The 16,487-nt window shown below is 61.0% G+C and carries 13 protein-coding genes and 2 pseudogenes; 2 read left to right on the top strand and 13 right to left on the bottom strand.

The window, feature by feature from the left end; genetic code table 11:
• The 8 genes and pseudogenes from J7E82_RS05565 to J7E82_RS05530 form a co-directional block, all read right to left on the bottom strand.
• Positions 1–615 (bottom strand): catalase (locus J7E82_RS05565; RefSeq protein WP_214861282.1); only part of this gene is annotated, 615 nt, incomplete at its 3' end.
• A 71-nt stretch (positions 616–686) separates the two neighbouring features.
• Positions 687–1,016, bottom strand: a pseudogene (locus tag J7E82_RS05560) (molybdenum cofactor biosynthesis protein MoaE); the annotation flags it as partial.
• 42 nt (positions 1,017–1,058) lie between these two features.
• Positions 1,059–1,964 (bottom strand): annotated as a pseudogene (fdhD, locus tag J7E82_RS05555) (formate dehydrogenase accessory sulfurtransferase FdhD).
• Between the two features lie 68 nt (positions 1,965–2,032).
• Entirely contained in the window at positions 2,033–3,271 is a 1,239-nt protein-coding gene (locus J7E82_RS05550) for a molybdopterin molybdotransferase MoeA (RefSeq protein ID WP_214861304.1), read from the bottom strand.
• A 213-nt stretch (positions 3,272–3,484) separates the two neighbouring features.
• A complete protein-coding gene (gene fdhA / locus J7E82_RS05545; RefSeq protein WP_214861281.1) occupies positions 3,485–4,702 on the bottom strand; it encodes a formaldehyde dehydrogenase, glutathione-independent in 1,218 nt (405 codons plus the stop codon).
• A 317-nt stretch (positions 4,703–5,019) separates the two neighbouring features.
• Positions 5,020–5,424 (bottom strand): heme-binding protein, encoded by a 405-nt coding sequence (locus J7E82_RS05540; protein ID WP_214861279.1) that lies wholly within the window; start codon positions 5,422–5,424, stop codon positions 5,020–5,022.
• A gap of 290 nt (positions 5,425–5,714) precedes the next feature.
• A complete protein-coding gene (gene folE, locus J7E82_RS05535) occupies positions 5,715–8,294 on the bottom strand; it encodes a GTP cyclohydrolase I FolE (RefSeq protein WP_214861277.1) in 2,580 nt (859 codons plus the stop codon).
• A 13-nt stretch (positions 8,295–8,307) separates the two neighbouring features.
• Complete coding sequence (locus J7E82_RS05530; RefSeq protein WP_214861275.1) at positions 8,308–9,180, bottom strand: methylenetetrahydrofolate reductase; 873 nt, start codon at positions 9,178–9,180, stop codon at positions 8,308–8,310.
• Positions 9,181–9,393: 213 nt separating this feature from the next.
• Here J7E82_RS05530 and J7E82_RS05525 point away from each other — a divergent pair, with 213 nt between their 5' ends.
• A complete protein-coding gene (locus J7E82_RS05525) occupies positions 9,394–10,044 on the top strand; it encodes a GntR family transcriptional regulator (protein WP_251041501.1) in 651 nt (216 codons plus the stop codon).
• 140 nt (positions 10,045–10,184) lie between these two features.
• Here J7E82_RS05525 and J7E82_RS05520 read toward each other — a convergent pair whose 3' ends face one another.
• The 5 genes from J7E82_RS05520 to purU form a co-directional block, all read right to left on the bottom strand.
• On the bottom strand, positions 10,185–10,436 hold the full coding sequence (locus J7E82_RS05520) for a hypothetical protein (protein WP_214861271.1): 252 nt from the start codon (positions 10,434–10,436) through the stop codon (positions 10,185–10,187).
• A 12-nt stretch (positions 10,437–10,448) separates the two neighbouring features.
• Positions 10,449–11,324 carry a bifunctional 5,10-methylenetetrahydrofolate dehydrogenase/5,10-methenyltetrahydrofolate cyclohydrolase gene (locus J7E82_RS05515; RefSeq protein ID WP_214861269.1) on the bottom strand — a complete coding sequence of 292 codons (876 nt, stop codon included), beginning with the start codon at positions 11,322–11,324 and terminating at the stop codon, positions 10,449–10,451.
• Positions 11,321–11,947, bottom strand: coding sequence for a cyclodeaminase/cyclohydrolase family protein (locus J7E82_RS05510; RefSeq protein ID WP_214861267.1), 627 nt, complete (start codon positions 11,945–11,947; stop codon positions 11,321–11,323). Before J7E82_RS05510 ends, J7E82_RS05515 begins: the two co-directional genes overlap by 4 nt.
• A 119-nt stretch (positions 11,948–12,066) precedes the next feature.
• Positions 12,067–14,559 carry an FAD-dependent oxidoreductase gene (locus J7E82_RS05505; protein ID WP_214861266.1) on the bottom strand — a complete coding sequence of 831 codons (2,493 nt, stop codon included), beginning with the start codon at positions 14,557–14,559 and terminating at the stop codon, positions 12,067–12,069.
• 54 nt (positions 14,560–14,613) lie between these two features.
• Positions 14,614–15,528, bottom strand: a complete 915-nt coding sequence (gene purU, locus J7E82_RS05500; RefSeq protein ID WP_214861264.1) for a formyltetrahydrofolate deformylase — start codon at positions 15,526–15,528, stop codon at positions 14,614–14,616.
• A gap of 119 nt (positions 15,529–15,647) precedes the next feature.
• Here purU and J7E82_RS05495 point away from each other — a divergent pair, with 119 nt between their 5' ends.
• Complete coding sequence (locus J7E82_RS05495) at positions 15,648–16,328, top strand: GntR family transcriptional regulator (RefSeq protein WP_214861262.1); 681 nt, start codon at positions 15,648–15,650, stop codon at positions 16,326–16,328.
• Positions 16,329–16,487: the final 159 nt, after the last annotated feature.

The raw sequence follows: 16,487 nt of genomic DNA, 5'->3' as shown, positions 1-16,487 counted from the left end.
GATCCACTGGTAGGTGTGCGAGCCGTAGCCCTGCATTTCGCGCCAGGAAGCGGGCAGGCCGCGGTCACCCATGAGCCAGGTAACCTGGTGGGCCGATTCGGGGGACAGGGTCCAGAAGTCCCACTGCATGTCCGCATCGCGCAGGTGGGTGCCCGGCAGGCGCTTCTGGGAGTGGATGAAGTCAGGGAACTTGATGCCGTCGCGGATGAAGAACACCGGGGTGTTGTTGCCCACGAGGTCGTAGTTGCCCTCGGAGGTGTAGAACTTCACGGCGAAGCCGCGCGGGTCCCGCCAGGTGTCCGGGGAGCCGTTCTCGCCGGCAACGGAGGAGAAGCGGATGAGCATCTCGGTCTCCACGCCCGGCTGCAGGAACGCTGCCTTGGTGTACTTGGAGATGTCCTCGGTGGTCTTGAAGGTACCGAACGCGCCGCCGCCCTTGGCGTGCACCACACGCTCCGGAACCCGCTCGCGGTTGAACTGGGCGAGCTTTTCGACCAGGTAGTGGTCGGTCAGGATGATGGCACCATCGGCGCCGACGGACTTGGAATGTGCGTCGGACGTGACGGGCGCACCGGACTGTGTCGTCGATACAGCGGTCGAGATGTTCGCAGTCATCTTTCTCCTATTTCTTGGGTTTCTTTACGTTCGGAAAGGTTGCTGTTGTTTGCGCTGGCAGTCCTCGCAAATCCTGTGCCGACCCATTCCACGGTGCCGTCACTGAAGAACTGCTCCTTCCAGATGGGCACCCGGGCTTTGATAAGGTCGACGAGCTCTGAGCAGACAGCGAAAGCCTGACCCCGGTGGGCGGCTGAGACGGCGCAAACCAGGGCAGGATCGCCAATGCGAAGCATCCCGATCCGATGGGCGGCCCAGATGCGGACCGGTTGCTGTGCTCCTTCGGCGTACTTGGCTTGAAGCTCGGCGACGACGTCGTCCATGACCTGGTGCGCGGCGGGATGGGCAGTGTAGCTGAGCCTGTCCACGGCTTTCCCGCCGTCGTGATTACGGCGGAGGCCACGCCAGAGTCTGTCGTGGTTGGCATGTTTCCCTCCAATTGTTCACATAGCATCTATGGCCAGCCCTGCTGTTGCCCGGCGTGGGGCTTCCAGCGGCGAGGCCAATCTCTGCTGCCCGGAGTAGGCGTTGAAGCTGGTGCCCCTGCTGAATCCGACCAAGGTCACTCCGGTTTCTGCCGCAAGGTCGGCAGCTAGGCTTGAAGGCGCGCTGACGGCGGCCAGTATGGGGATCCCCGCGAGGGCGGCCTTTTGTACGAGCTCGAACGAGGCCCGTCCAGAGACCTGCAGGATAGTGCCGCTCAACGGCAGAAGGCCTTCACGCAGGGCCCATCCGACCACTTTGTCCACGGCGTTGTGGCGACCCACATCCTCTCGCAGACATAGCAGTGCGGGGATTCCGTTGTCGATCCTGAACAGGCCGGCCGCATGGGCTCCTCCAGTCCTGTCAAATACCGCCTGGGCAGCTCGGAGCCGGCGTGGAAGGTCCGCGAGAACATCCGCGGGTACCCGCCGTTGGTCCTGGCTGATGTCGAAGTGGAGCGTCTTGCGGACGGCTTCGATTGAGTCGGTCCCGCAGATGCCACAGGAGCTTGAGGTGTAGACGTGCCGGCCGGTGTCCGGCACCGGTACGTCCGAGCGCAGTTGTGCTTCGACAACGTTGAAAGTCTGTCTCCCCTGCTCGTCTTCGCCGGCGCAGAATCGCAGCGAGACGAGCTCGGACTGGTCGCGGATTGATGCCTTCCGAGACGAGGAAGCCCGCGACCAGGTCGAAGTCGTCCCCCGGGGTGCGCATTGTTACGGCGAAAGAGAGGGTACCGAGCCGGATTTCCAACGGTTCCTCGGCCGCGAGTACGTCCTCCCGGAGGCGCACCGGGACTTCCCTGGCTGTGTCCGAGCCGTCCAGGACGTGTACCGGTGGACCTTGCGCCGCTGAATCATACGCGCCATGTCGTACGCCTTCCCCGCTCTTTAACGAAAGGTAGGCAGGTGCCGAGATCCATAGTGGGCCTAACCATCTAATCCTCCGGCATCGAAGGTAGAGCCTGTGATGCCGGAGTCCATGGGAGGGGGAGCGCGGGAACCGGATCTCCCAATTGGGCTCCAGACGGCGGCACAGCCATGACCCCGTCAGCCCAAGCCAAGCCGCGCATCATTCCCGGCCCCGTGTGATGGGCAGGGAATGCCAGGCCGTTGGAGAGGCGGAACGGCATGAGGCGAGTCCGTCCGGGGTCAGCAACAATTACGGTTCCGGAGGTCACTTGACTGAGGTTGGGCAAGGGCAAGTGGGCGAGTGCTGCCACTAGCGGTGCTCCTATGGTGATCAGTGCCATCATGGCGGCCAGCGGGTTTCCGGGCAGTCCGACGACGAAGCGCCCGTCCGGCAGTTCGGCCATTACGGCAGGATGTCCAGGCCGCATCGCGATGCCGTCTAGCAGCAGCCGACCGCCGAGCGCGGCTACAGCGTTGCGGAAGTGGTCCGTGCTGGAGCGGCCGGTTCCGCCGGTGGTGATGACGACGTCGGACAGCTGCCCCTGGTGCCTGCCCGTATAGCTGAGGGCGGCAAGCCAGTCCTGGTAGGAGTCACCGATCCTGCATTGTCCGCCCGGGGTGCCTCCCAGCATTGCAATAACGGGATCCAGCTGCGGCCCGAAGGTGTCCCTCACCTGTCCAGGCGCGGGCATGCCAGAAGTTAATACTTCTGAGCCGGTAAGCAGGACAGTAACCAGTGGCTTGCCAAGGACCTGCAGTTCGTCGAGGCCAGCCACGGCGGCGAGGGCGATGTGAGCGGGGTTGAGCACAGTGCCAGCGGGGATCAGCACGTCCCCGGCTGCAGCTTCCTCGCCGGCCTTCCGGATATGCTGGCCGCTTCGCGGTTCACCGGGCTTTGCGCCGGCGCCGAGAACCAGTAGGGGCCAACCTCCCACATCTGTGGTGGTCCGGCCGTTTTCCTTGCAGAGTATCGCCACCGTCCCCGGGGGTACCAATCCGCCGGTGACAATGGGGCTTGCATGGTGGGGCGCAAGCCTCTGATCCCGTTCAGCCAGAACCCATGGGCCGGTGCCGTTTACTGCCCAGCCGTCCATGGCAGAGGAAGCGTAGTGCGGGAGCTCCTGTCGGGCGATGACGTCCTCAGCCAGTGTCCGCCCGATGGCTTCCCTTATGGGTACGTGCGCAGGCGGGAGCGGGAGAGCGCAATCGAATGCCAACCGACGGGCTTCGGCCCAAGTGGGCGCAGACGTATGGGCGATGGACAGGCCGGAGAGACGATGCCGTTGCGGTACGCGATCGACTACGTCATGACTGAGCAAGGCTGCCCCCTTGTCTGAACGGGTGGAGTAGTTGTGCTGAGCGGTGATGATGCCTCTGGGGACGGCAGCCACGGGCGCCCGTTAATAGCGCCCGTTGCCGCCCCCAGGACAGCTCGGCTCGATGGATCTGGGCGATCCCAGTCTCCAGCGAACCGCGTGCTAGGCCTTAACGTAGCCGTTCGGGTTTAGCACGTACTTGGTTGCCGCTCCGGCATCGAACTCTGCGTAGCCACGCGGAGCGTCGTCGAGCGAGATTGCCTTGGCGTTCACTGCCTTGGCAATCTGGACCTTGTCGTGCAGAATCGCCATCATCAGCTGGCGGTTGTACTTCATCACAGGGCACTGGCCGGTGGTGAAGGACAAGGACTTGGCCCATCCGGTGCCCAGCGACAGGGACAGGGATCCGTGCATGGCTGCGTCGTCGATTCCGCCCGGGTCACCCGTGACGTACAAGCCGGGGATACCCAAGGCGCCGCCGGCGGCGGTGATGTCCATGAGGGAGTTCAGCACCGTGGCCGGCGCTTCGTGAGACGCGTCCCTGCCGTGGCCGCGGGCCTCGAATCCGACGGCGTCGACACCGCAGTCGACTTCCGGAACGTCGAGGATTTGCTCAATCTGGTCCTTGGGGTCACCCTTGGAGACATTCACCGTTTCGCAGCCGAAGGACCGGGCCTGAGCGAGGCGGCCCTCATTCAAGTCACCGACGATGACAACCGCTGCGCCAAGGAGCTGTGCACCAACGGCTGCAGCCAGGCCGACGGGACCTGCTCCTGCAATGTAAACGGTTGACCCGACGCCGACACCGGCGGTTACGGCTCCGTGAAAGCCGGTGGGGAAAATGTCCGAGAGCATGGTCAGGTCCATGATCTTCTCCAGCGCCTGATCCCGATCCGGGAACCTCAACAGGTTCCAGTCGGCATAGGGAACCAGCACATACTCGGCCTGCCCGCCTACCCAGCCTCCCATGTCCACGTATCCGAAGGCACTGCCGGGCCGGTCGGGGTTGACGTTCAGACAGATTCCCGTTTTGCGTTCCTTGCAGTTGCGGCAGCGGCCACAGGAGATGTTGAACGGCACCGAGACGATGTCGCCGACCTTGATGAATTCAACGTCCGGGCCTGTTTCCACGACCTCCCCGGTAATCTCATGGCCCAGGACCAGATCGCGTGGGGCGGTGGTGCGTCCTCGAACCATGTGCTGGTCCGAGCCGCAGATGTTCGTGGTCACCGTCCGCAGGATCACCCCGTGCGGCACCTTGCGGCCGATGTTCGCGGGATTGACCCCCGGTCCGTCCTTGAGCTCGAACGTAGGGTAGTCGGTGTCAATCACCTCAACTACGCCGGGTTCCTTGTAGGCAACTGCTCTGTTTCCTGACATGGTCACTCCTAGGGCACTTCGTGTTTGTTGGTTGGGGTATTGGGCACGTCGTGAAGAAGGGTCTTCACATGGATGCGGTGCTGTCGATGGCAATCATTGCTGTGCGGGTCATTCCACGTACCCGTGGTCACCGATTGGAGGCTAATGCGCCGACGGTGGGTTGCTCGTTGCCCGAAAGCGGTGCTTCGACACGTACCTCCCCAGGTATTCAGGCCATCGAAGCACCATTCACGGGAAACGAGTCGCCCCGGATCGGAATCAGATGAGGTCAATGTCGGGAGGCCCCGGAAATCATGGGCCTCCCGACCCTGCACCACTTAGAGTTCTGCTGCTGCGCCTGCGGATGCGACCGAGTGGTCATTTTCGACGGTGCTTCCGCTGACGCCGATAGCGCCGATAATCGTTCCCGCAGAGGAATGAATCGGAAGGCCACCGGGGAAGGTAATCAGGCCGCCGTTGGAGACTTCGATGTTGAACAGAGGACCACCCGGCTGTGAGAGCTCGCCGATGGATCCGGTTGCCATGTCGAAGTATCGGGCTGTCCGTGCCTTCTTGATCGAGATATCGATGCTCCCGAGCCAGGCGCCATCCATGCGAGTAAAGGCCTTGAGGTTGCCCCCGGCGTCTACGACTGCAATGTTCATGGCCGTACCCGTTTCCTCCGCGGCATTCCGTGCAGCTTCGAGGACGGTATCTGCCTGGGCTTGAGTGATGTCTGACATGGTTTCTCCTGATTGTTGGCGTTGTTTTGTTCTTGACATGAGGGGACAAAGGGCCTGACCGCTGGTGGGCGGGGCTGTTCTGGAGGTTTCCCGTGCAGCCAAGAAGGGCCTGGATGGATGCAGGGCGCTAAGGACTAGGACTATTTCCTTACGGCCATGTGCTGCTTGAAGCAATCAGAGCATTCGCTTGTTGCTGTGAGAAGCGCTTGTCTACGAGGTCAGTTTTCTGATATGTCGAATATATCGTAAAGATATATCAGAGAAGAGATGTGACGACTGATTACGTACGTCTAGTGACCGAGTATCAGGCTGAGAGCCTCGGCCCGGGCGGCAGGCAGACGAAGCTCTCCTCGAACTGCAGAGGTGATGGTTTTCGCCCCCGGCTTTCTGACCCCGCGCATCGACATGCACAGGTGCTCGCACTCGACGATGACGATGGCGCCAAGGGGCCGCAGGGCCGAGACCAGGGCGTCGACGACTTGAGTCGTCAGCCGTTCCTGGACCTGCGGTCTTCTGGCGAACGCATCCACCAGCCTGGCAAGTTTGCTCAGGCCGGTGACGAGGCCCTCGGAGGAGGGTATATAGCCGACGTGGGCTACGCCGTGGAACGGTACGAGATGATGCTCGCATGTTGAATAGAAGGGAATGTCCTTGACAATGACGAGCTCTTCATGGCCGAGGTCAAAAGTCTTATCGAGAATGCTGACGGGGTCTTCGTGCAGTCCGCTATACATCTCGGCTGCCGCACGCGCGACGCGAGCGGGAGTGTCGGCCAGGCCGGGCCTTTCCGGGTCCTCACCAATGGCCAGGAGGAACTCCCGGACGGCCCGTTCCGCGCGCGCTTGGATGGTGGTGTTGTATTGGTCGTGTGACCGCAGGGTCTGCAGGATTAGCCGTCCCGGTGGTACCCGGAGGTACTCCATATGGTTCCCGGTGAAATGCGCTTTGCCGGAAGGGGTGTCGAATTCCCTTGCGTCGCGCGGCGGGTGGGGGAGAATGAAGCCGCCGGGGCTCTGGATCTTCTCCTCGAAATTCTCAAAGCCGTCAATTACGGCTTCGATGTGCTTCCTGATCAGTGAATAGTCGTCCTTGAGCGAGAGCCAGGCAGCCTTCGGCGTGTTTGCCAAGGGAAGGCCGTTGGCGTCCATGAACAGCCGGTGAGCCAGGTTGCAGACGATCGCAACCTCCGACATCAGATACTCGCTTGCGGGCTTGAGGCGTCCCCGCGAGGCGTGGACTGCGCTCATCGAGTCCTCCACTGTGACCCTCTGATCGCCCGAAAATTGTGTGTCCTTCTCGGTACGTCCAAGGGTGGGCAAGATCAGTGCTCGCCGTCCGGTTGCCAGATGGGAGTGATTCAGCTTTGTCGAGATTTGGACAGTAAGCCGGGTATTGGCCAAGGCCTTTTCAGTGATTTCAGAGTCCGGGGCCGCCCGTACGAAGTTGCCGCCCATGCCTATGAACACGCGGATCTTGCCGTCCCTCATCGCCCGAATTGCCGCGACCGTATCATAGCCGTGTGCTCGCGGTGAGAGGAACTGGAACTCACTATCCAGCCTGTCGTGGAACTCCTCCGGCATCCGCTCAAAGATGCCCATGGTCCGATCTCCCTGCACATTGGAGTGTCCGCGGACAGGGCAGACGCCGGCTCCTGGCTTGCCAATGTTGCCCTGCAGCAGGAGGATGTTGACGACATCCTTAAGGGTAGGCACAGAGTGCTTGTGCTGGGTCAGACCCATCGCCCAACAGACGATCGTTGCGTTGGAGGCCAGAAGGCGCTCACCGGTGTCCCTGATCTGCTGCAGGGTCAGCCCGGACGCCTCGACGATTTCATCCCAGGTGATGCCCTCCAGCTGCTGCAGATAGGAATCAATTCCGGTCGTGTGGTTGCTGATGAACTCGTTGTCGAACACGCTAGCCAGCCCCGGAGTGTTCCTGCCTGCACGCTCGGCCTCCAGCAGGTACTTGCCCAGCCCTTGAAAGAGGGCCTGATCGCCGCCTGCCCTGATTTGAAGGAAGTCGTCGGTCAGTTGAGTGCCCACCACCATGCCTGAGACGGTCTGCGGATTTTCAAACCTTAGGAGTCCGGCCTCGGGCAGGGGGTTGATGGAAACAATTGCCGCTCCGTTTTTCTTGGCCTTCTCCAGCGAGCTGAGCATGCGTGGGTGGTTGGTTCCCGGGTTCTGGCCGGCAACGAAGATCAGCGAGGCCGTTTCCAGGTCCTTAAGGCTGACTGAACCCTTGCCGATGCCAATCGTCTCTACCAGGGCGGACCCGGATGACTCATGGCACATATTCGAACAGTCCGGAAGATTGTTTGTGCCCAGACCGCGCACGAGCAGCTGATAAACAAACGCCGCCTCGTTGGACGTCCGGCCGGAAGTATAAAAGACCGCCTGATCAGGATCTTCCATGCCCCTGATCTCGCTCGCAATCAGATCAAAGGCTTCATCCCAATCGATCGGTCGGTAGTGCGTTGCACCCTCGTCCAGCACCATCGGATGGGTCAGTCGCCCCTGTTGCCCCAGCCAGTAATCATCGCGTTTCCTGAGCTCGTCCACGGAGTGCGCTGCGAAAAACCCGGGAGTAACGCGGCGCCTGGTGGCCTCCTCCGCCACAGCCTTGGCCCCGTTCTCGCAAAATTCTGCGGCGTGGCGCTTGTCGTGTTCGGGCCATGCACAGCCCATGCAGTCGAATCCGTCGATCTGATTGACCGCCAGGAGAGTCTGGATGCTGCGCACAGGTCCCATCTGCTCGAGGGATATCTTCAGCGCGTTCGTTACCGCCGGGATGCCAACAGCCTTGGACTTGGGTCTGGTAACAACCAGCTTTGTCTCGTCGATGTTGTCACGGGGGGCTTTTGAGGCCATTGGCTCTTTTCCTTCAGATCTTGGACGGGTACAGGGGGCCGGCTTCTCTGGGTGGGAGGGGAGGCGCTGACTCAAACTCCGATATTCCCTTAAGGAGGCCCGGCAGGCGCCCCAGGTCATTGAAGCTGTAGACATGAAATCCGGCGATAAGGGGATCGTGGGCAAGCCGCTTGCGAATATCACGGATGAGCCCTTTGCTGTCGAAGTCCATGAAATTCTTCCACCCAAGCAAAGCCCTGGCCATGCCCGTCCCGCGGGCTAGCTTTAGCGATCGTCCGACACCGAGTCGCGCCCCCATGGACAGCAACTTCTTTGTGTTGACGGGCCCGGGAACTCCGATCCACACAGGCAGCTGATGTCCGGCCTCATGCAGGGCCTCGACGTAGTCGGCGATAGCGTCTGCGGAGAAACACATCTGCGTGGTCAATGAGGCGGCCAGCGCGGACTTGGCTTTCAGTCCGCTACGCAGCTGATGTGAGGTCAGCGCCGGATGCCCTTCCGGGTATCCGGCAATCCCCACGGAAAAACTGGACGAAAAGTCCCTGACATCCCTGATCAGCGGACCGCTCCAGGAATAGGGGCCGGCAGGAGCGCGACGGTCTCCTCCAACAAGGAAAAGCTCAGTGATGCCCGCCTCACCCAACCGGTCGAGGAGGCCATGGAGTTCGGACTGACTGGCAATGCTACGGGCAGCCAAATGAGGCACAACGTGATAACCCAGACCTGCAAGCTCAACCGATGCAGTGACGGTCCTGGACGGCCCGTGGTGGGGCAGACAGGTGACGCTTACCGCTCCCGGAGGCTCGTAGATGCGCGGGAGCTGATCGGCTAAGTCACGGGACGGGACAACTTCCAAGCGCAGCGCGGAAGCAGGCTTAGGGCTCATGATGTGCCTCTCCTTGAAAGTTGGGGCTGTCAGCCCTGAAAGGTGGATCGCTGTCGAGAGATTCTTGACATTCTTATTGAAAAGTATTGATATATCAGTTGTAGGAATAGTATGTACAAGGGGCCGGCGAGTCAAGGTTCCATCACAAAGCGGGAAGGGAGCCTAATAGTGGAAAGCAGCGGAAAGCTAACGGTCGACTTAGGACAGCACGACCTGCCGCCCAGGCAAGACGATGAGTCCTATGCCGACTACGCCTATCGCGTTCTGTGCGACGAGCTGATCGTGCTGGATATCAAGCCTGGCGAGCCACTCAATGATGATTTGATCTCCCGCAGGCTTGGTGTGGGGCGGACTCCAATCCGGGAAGCCATGAAGCGGCTCGAAAGCGACCATCTAGTGGTGGCGTACCCCCGCCGAGGAACATTTGCAGCGGGTGTCGACATCACCGACCTCGCCGAGATCTCCGAGATCCGCCAGCTGTTGGAACCCGCAGCGTCGGCCCGCGCGGCACGTATGGCATCCCCCAGGACTCGGCAGGAACTCAGGGAATTTGCTCGCGAAGTGGAACAGCTCCTGGAGGGGCGGCAAGCCCAGCGTGATCTGATGCGTCTGGACATGAGGGTCCATCGAAGCATCTACCGGGCGACCGGAAGCCGCCACCTTGAGGACGTCCTCATTCGCTACGACAACCTTGCAACCCGGATTTGGAGCCTCGTGCTTGAAAAACTCCCTCCGGTTTCAGAGCACATTGCCCAGCACATTGATCTCCTCGAACTCATTGCCGAAGGCGACGCCGATTCGGCCGCACATCTTACGACGAAGCACGTTACCGACTTCGAGAACCTGATCCGCGCCGTGCTCTGAACCGGCCCGGTTGTTCGACCAGGACAACACTTCGACCAGGACAACACTTCGGATGGTGACGGCGAGGTCCGCCGCACCGAGCAGGAGTGATGTTCTTATGGGATGCCGTCGCCTCGGTGGCTGCGTCGGGTGCCATTGCTTCAGGCATTCCATTGCGGAACTTCGACCGTGATCGTGCAATTCTCCTCGCGGAGAAACATGCGTCGGCCTCTGCCCCTGACCAGAATGATCCAAATGACCTTGCCGTCGTCGGTCATGTCATCCACCCAGCCGCTATCGGGCACGTTGTGGTCGTCTATGATAGTGACGAAATCTCCCGGGAAGAGGGTGGTCCAGTCAGGCACCACTTTCGTGGCGGTCTTCAGATCACCCCGGCTAGTGCAGGCTGTCATGTTTTCCCCTCATCACTTGGCTGGCAGGGATACCAGCATGTGAGACTGTTCCCGGGCAGCATCAGTGGTGTGCAGAAGCAGCAGGGATGTGGTGACGGATCCGACGCCGCCCGGCACGGGCGTCAGTGCTGCAGCAACGGATCCGACGCTTACTTCGTCAACGTCGCCAGTTAGGGATCCGTCGGGGAGCACGTTGGTTCCGACGTCGATGACGACGGACTGGGGGGAAACGTCAGTTCCGGTAAGGAGGCCTCTCCTGCCAGCGGCGACAATGACGATGTCGGCCGACTTTGTGTACCTTTCCAGTGGGCCCGACCGCGAATGGCAAACGGTGGTGGTGGCGTCTTTTTGCAGTAGGAGCAGTGACAGGGGCTTACCCACAACAGTGGAGCGGCCCACTACGACAACATTCCTGCCAGCCGTCGGGATTTCGAAGTGTTCCAGCATTTCGATGACGGCACGTGCGGTTGCCGGCGCGAAGGCGCGCTGCCCAACGGCGAGAAGTCCCAGGCTCAAGGGGTTGGCACCGTCGATGTCCTTTTCGGGGGTGATGTGCCTCACCAGCTCATCAGCCCTCACTCCGGAAGGCAGGGGCGTCTGCAGGATGATTCCGTTCACGGACGGCTCACGGCTGAGGTCTTTCAGCACGTCGATGAGTACTTGCTCGCTGGCGTCGTGACCCAGGTCAACGATCCTGCAGGAAATGCCTGCGTTTTCAGCAGCGCGTTCAATAGACCGGACGTACCAATGGGTTGAGCCATCCTCAGTGGCGACTACAACAGCAAGTGCAGGGCGCAGGCCGCCTTCGGCAAGCGCTTTGGCTTGCGCCGTTGCTTGAAGGTGAAGCAGCTTGGCAAGGGGCTTGCCGGAGAGCAGCGCAGCGGTCATCGCAGAATCCTTTCGCGCACACGCCCGGCGAGTGCATCTGCCTCCAGGATGACTTTCTCTTCCAGACCGTCGGTCTGTTGCGCCAGTAAAGTCCGTGCTCCGATGTCTTTGATTGCAACGACGTTGATGTCGATGTTGACCCTCGCTGTGCTGGCAGCCGCGCGGGCAGCGTCAGCAGCGGCCGCGACGTCGCTGATGACGTTTGGGTTCGCGACGTTCAGGAGTTCGGCGGCAAGTTCCACGATCTCGCCGGCAAGCTTAATCAGCTGAACCGGCGGCTGGGCTGCCTGCAGCAAGGCCTCTTGAATGGATTGTTCGCGCGCCCGGCTTTCGGTGTCATTTCCCGAGGGGAGCCTGTAGGAAGAGATGACGTCCTTGAACGCGTGCTCGTCGGCATCTGCCAGCCGCAGGGCCTCCTCTCTGAGCCTGTCCGCTGCGGAGACGATTCTTGAGATGACTTCAGTATGCTGCTCGTACTTTCCGCCAGTGGTGAACCTTGCCACCATGGCAACAAGGGCCGCTCCCTGGGCGGCATGCAGGGCAGCTGCGGCCCCGCCGCCGGGGGTGGGCTGGCGCGATGAAAGCCTGCCGAGATAGTCGTTGAGTGTTTCTGAACTGATCATGTGTCCATTCCTGGGCTGGGTAGGGACCTTGGACGGGTGATGGGTAATACGCGCAGCCCGAACTCCGGTTGCGAGGGAAGAGTCCAGGCTGCGCGCCCTTTAGGGCACCGACAGGCTGTTTAGCCGCGGAGCCGGGTCATTGTGGGGTCGTACAGGGGCTCCTCGGTGACCGTGGCGCGGATGCGTCGTCCGAAGTACTCGATTTCGACGGAATCCCCGACTGATACCGCGCCGGGCAGGTACGCGTAGGCGAGCGGCTTGGCAATGGTGTAGCCGTACGCCGCGCTGGTCACGTAGCCGACGGTCTGATCTTTGTAATAGACCGGTTCCTTGCCTAGAACGACGGACCGCCCGTCGTCGATGGTCAGGCAGCGCAGCCGACGGGCGGAACCTTCCTCAGTACGGCCTTCCAGAGCACCCTTGCCGACGAAATTGTCCTTGGACATCTTCACGGCGAATCCGAGGCCGGCTTCGAAGGGGTCGTGTTCCGTGGTCATATCGGTTCCCCAGGATCGGTATCCCTTTTCAAGGCGCAGGGAACTGAATGCCGCCCGGCCGGCTGCGATGACGCCGAACGGCTGTCCTGCCTTCCATAGTGCGTCCCAGAGGCGCTGCCCATTGTCCGCACTTGTGTAGAGTTCCCAGCCAAGCTCGCCGACGTAGGAAAGACGCATCGCGATAACGGGAACGCCGCCGATGACGACGTTCTTCGCCCGGAAGTAGCGAAGGCCCTCATTTGAGAAGTCGTCGTCGCTGACTGTGCTGACCAAGTCCCGGGCGAGCGGCCCCCATAGCCCGATGCAGCAGGTGCCGCCGGTCGTGTCCCGGACCTGGACCCAGTCGTTGGCGGAGCCGCTTGCAGTCTGATGACGGGCAGCCCGCGTGAAGTAGGCGGTATCTATGTTGCCATTGGCTCCGAGCTGAAAGGTATCTTCGCTCAGGCGAGCCACTGTGATGTCGCTTCGTACGCCGCCGGCGTGATCCAGCAGGAGGGTGTAGGTCACCGCGCCGGGCTTCTTATCCAGGTCCCCGGTAGTGAGTTCCTGCAGCAGCTTTAGAGCTCCGGGGCCGGAGACTTCGAGCCGCTTGAGTGGCGTCATGTCATACATCGCCACTGCCGTGCGAGTCTTCCATGCTTCCACTGCCGTGATGGGTGAGCTGAACATCTGGGACCAGGCGTCACGGCCCGGGGGCTGCCACTCGGCGGGCACTTCTTTCAGGAGTTCTGCATTTGCTTCAAACCAGTATGGACGCTCCCATCCCCCTGATTCCAGGAAAAATGCTCCAAGTTCCTTCTGGCGGGCATGGAAGGGGCTCACTCGAAGGTTGCGTGGCGAGAGCTTAGGCTGCAGCGGGTGAAGAACGTCGTAGATTTCCACGAAGTTCTGCTGCGAGGTTTCGCTGACGTACTCGGGGGTCAGCTGCACATCTTCGAACCGGTTGATGTCGCATTCGCCCAAGTCGACTTCCGATTTTCCGGTGACGAGCAGTTCGGCGACGGCGCGGGCGACGCCGGCGGAATGGGTCACCCACACGGCTTCGGCAACAAAGAAGCCGTCGAGCTCCTTGGACTCGCCAACCAGCGGTCCGCCGTCGGGGGTGAAGGAGAAGATGCCGTTGAAGCCGTCTTCGATATCGCTTTCCATCAATGCCGGAAGTAACTGCTTTGTGGCCTCCCACGCCGGGAGGAAGTCCTCCACCGTGAAGTCCAGCCGGGATGGCATGTTGTGTTCGCTGATGCTGTCGGGTGCGAAGGTTCCAAGCTCCTCCAGGTCGACGGGCATGGGCCGGTGAGCGTAGGAACCAATGCCATACCGTTCTCCATGTTCGCGGTAGTAGAGGTCCTGGTCCTGGTGGCGGAGGATCGGGAGGGTGGCTCCATTGGGCAGTTCGTTACGGCCCTTCTGAGCTGGGACCGGCGTGGTCTTCACGTACTGATGAGCTAGGGGAAGGAGGGGAACTGCCATACCGATCATGGCGCCGATCCTGGCGCCCCAGAAGCCAGCGCAGGAGACGACGATATCGGCAGGGATGACTCCGTCCGACGTTCGTACTCCGGTCACTCGCCGGCCGGACTGCTCTATGCCCGTAACTGTCGTGTTGCCAAAGTACTTCACCCCAGCGGCCTCGGTACGCTTGATCAGCAGCTGCACGGCACGTGCCGCGCTGGCAAGGCCGTCGCTTGGAACGTGGAGTCCACCGAGGACATTGTCTTCGCTGAGAAGAGGATAGAGCTCCTTGCACTCAGCGGGGGAGAGGATCGTGCCTTCGATGCCCCAGGCCGAGGCGTAGCCCAGCTTCCGCTTAAGATCGGTGAGGCGGGTTTCGGTGGTGGCGATTTCCAGTCCGCCGACCTGGTTGAAGCAGCTGACGCCCTCTTCCTTGAGGGACAGGAGCTTTTCGACCGTGTATTTGGCGAAAGTCGCCATAGTCTTTGACGGGTTGGTCTGGAAAACCAGGCCGGGGGCATGGGAAGTAGATCCCCCCGGCATGTTCAGCGGCCCTTGATCCAGGACAGTGATGTTGTTCCAACCCAGGGATACCAGTTCATCGGCCAGATTCGTTCCGACGATCCCGGCTCCGATGATGACGATGCGTGGCGTCGATGCCATGTGGTTCTCCTGCTGTTCGTGTGTGGGTACTGCTACTCGTGCTGGCGCGCGGTTTTAGCGGAAGACAACTGTGCTGGCCTGGTCGAGCAGCACTCGGTGCTCGCAGTGCCACCGGACAGCCCGGGACAATGCCAGGGCTTCAGCATCCTGACCGACGGTGGAAAGGGCAGTCGGCCCGTAGCTGTGGTCCACACGGATGACTTCCTGCTCGATGATGGGTCCCTCGTCGAGGTCGGCTGTGACGTAGTGGGCTGTGGCACCCACCAGCTTGACGCCACGGTCGTAGGCCTGGTGGTAGGGGCGCGCGCCTTTGAAGCCCGGGAGGAATGAGTGGTGGATATTGATAGCCCTGCCTTCGAGGGCACGGCAAAGATCGTTGGAGAGGACCTGCATGTACCGGGCCAGCACAACCAGATCAATGTTGTATTCGTCTACCAGTTCAAGTAGACGCTGCTCGGCGTCTGCTTTCGTCTCCGGGGTGACGGGAATGTACACAAAGGGAAGCCCGGCTGCCTCGGCCATGGCCCGGTGGGTCTCGTGGTTGGAGACTACGAGAACGAGATTCCCGCCAAGGCTTCCTCCCCGCCAGCGGAAGATCAGGTCATTGAGGCAGTGCCCGAATTTGGAGACCATGACCAAGACTCGCTGTTGTGTCTCATCGAAAAAGTCGAACTTCATTTCAAAGCGATCAGCCACTGGACGGAACTCTTCTTCGAGCCGCTCCGGGGCATAGTCCCACGGACCCGAGAAAGCGGTACGAAGATGCAGTGTCTGGCGGAGGCCGTCGTCGAACTGCTGGTGTTCGTCGATGTTGAATCCGCGTTCAAACAGGAAAGTGGTGACGGCTTGGACGATGCCCGCGCGTTCGGTACACGACAGTGTGAGCACAAACTTGCTGGACTGGGACTCTTCAGAGGTGTCGCCCTGAGGGATGGTGCTCGTGGTTGGCGTGGTGTCCACCAATGTCATGTCTCCTCCTGAAGATATATTTTTAGTGTCTAAACTGATATATCAGTGCTGGCGTTTAGCGTATACTGGCTAAACCGGAAAGGTCAATAGTCTGTTTTCAAGATAGGAAGGGCGGTGCCATGGCGTTCGAAACATTGCCGGCAACAGAGACTGCTGGGTCGAAATCCTTGGCGGAGCTGGCCTACGAGCGAATTCGCGACAAGCTCCTGATGCTTGACATCAGACCCGGGGACCTACTGAACGACGATTCACTCGCAAAGGACCTTGGTGTCGGACGCACGCCTGTCAGGGAGGCGCTGAAGCGGCTCGAACTTGACCATCTCGTTGTCACTTACCCCAGGCGGGGAACCTTTGCATCGCGCGTCGAAGTGACTGACCTTGCCTTCATATCTGAGATTCGGATGCAACTGGAGCCGCTCGCCGCATCGCGGGCAGCCAGGGAGGCCACTCCGGCGGCCAGAAGCCAGCTCCGCCAGGTGATGAAAGAGGTGGAGTCTTTCGACCTCGACAGCGCCTCGGTAGTTGAGACTCTGCGGCTGGATGCTCGGGTCCACCAAGGGATCTACGCCGCCTCAGGCAATCCACACCTTGAAGATGTGCTGATTCGCTACGACAACCTTGCTACGCGCATCTGGTGCATGGTCCTTGATCGCCTGCCCAACCTTTCGCGGCATGTGCACGAACACCTCGATCTCCTCGCGGCGGTTATTGATGGGGATGAGGCAAAGGCTGCGGAGCTGGCGCGCGTCCACGTTGATGGCTTCGAGAAGGCCGTACGAAAGGCCCTGTTCGCCGCTTAATGGGCTCCGGATTAGTAGGATCTGTCCCCACATGCCGGCTGGAAGGCCGCGCCGAGTGACGTTCTCCGGCTGCAGCCGTGCGACTGCTAACCCAGGCGCAACCAGTTGTACGTAGCATTCGATTTCCTTTCGAATCAGGCTGTTGACACCCCTTCCAAG

The sequence above is a fragment of the Arthrobacter sp. ISL-30 genome, from assembly GCF_018613855.1.
GTDB lineage: Bacteria > Actinomycetota > Actinomycetes > Actinomycetales > Micrococcaceae > Arthrobacter.
Note: the sequence above shows the minus strand (reverse complement) of the source record. Positions and strands in the feature narration are given on the sequence as shown.

Excerpts from the sequence above, each read along its gene's own strand:
- folE (WP_214861277.1), bottom strand. The coding sequence starts at position 8,294 with ATGGCCTCAAAAGCCCCCCGTGACAACATCGACGAGACAAAGCTGGTT.
- J7E82_RS05530 (WP_214861275.1), bottom strand. The coding sequence starts at position 9,180 with ATGAGCCCTAAGCCTGCTTCCGCGCTGCGCTTGGAAGTTGTCCCGTCC.
- J7E82_RS05505 (WP_214861266.1), bottom strand. The coding sequence starts at position 14,559 with ATGGCATCGACGCCACGCATCGTCATCATCGGAGCCGGGATCGTCGGA.
- J7E82_RS05510 (WP_214861267.1), bottom strand. The coding sequence starts at position 11,947 with ATGATCAGTTCAGAAACACTCAACGACTATCTCGGCAGGCTTTCATCG.
- J7E82_RS05495 (WP_214861262.1), top strand. The coding sequence starts at position 15,648 with ATGGCGTTCGAAACATTGCCGGCAACAGAGACTGCTGGGTCGAAATCC.
- J7E82_RS05520 (WP_214861271.1), bottom strand. The coding sequence starts at position 10,436 with ATGACAGCCTGCACTAGCCGGGGTGATCTGAAGACCGCCACGAAAGTG.
- purU (WP_214861264.1), bottom strand. The coding sequence starts at position 15,528 with ATGACATTGGTGGACACCACGCCAACCACGAGCACCATCCCTCAGGGC.
- fdhA (WP_214861281.1), bottom strand. The coding sequence starts at position 4,702 with ATGTCAGGAAACAGAGCAGTTGCCTACAAGGAACCCGGCGTAGTTGAG.
- J7E82_RS05540 (WP_214861279.1), bottom strand. The coding sequence starts at position 5,424 with ATGTCAGACATCACTCAAGCCCAGGCAGATACCGTCCTCGAAGCTGCA.
- J7E82_RS05515 (WP_214861269.1), bottom strand. The coding sequence starts at position 11,324 with ATGACCGCTGCGCTGCTCTCCGGCAAGCCCCTTGCCAAGCTGCTTCAC.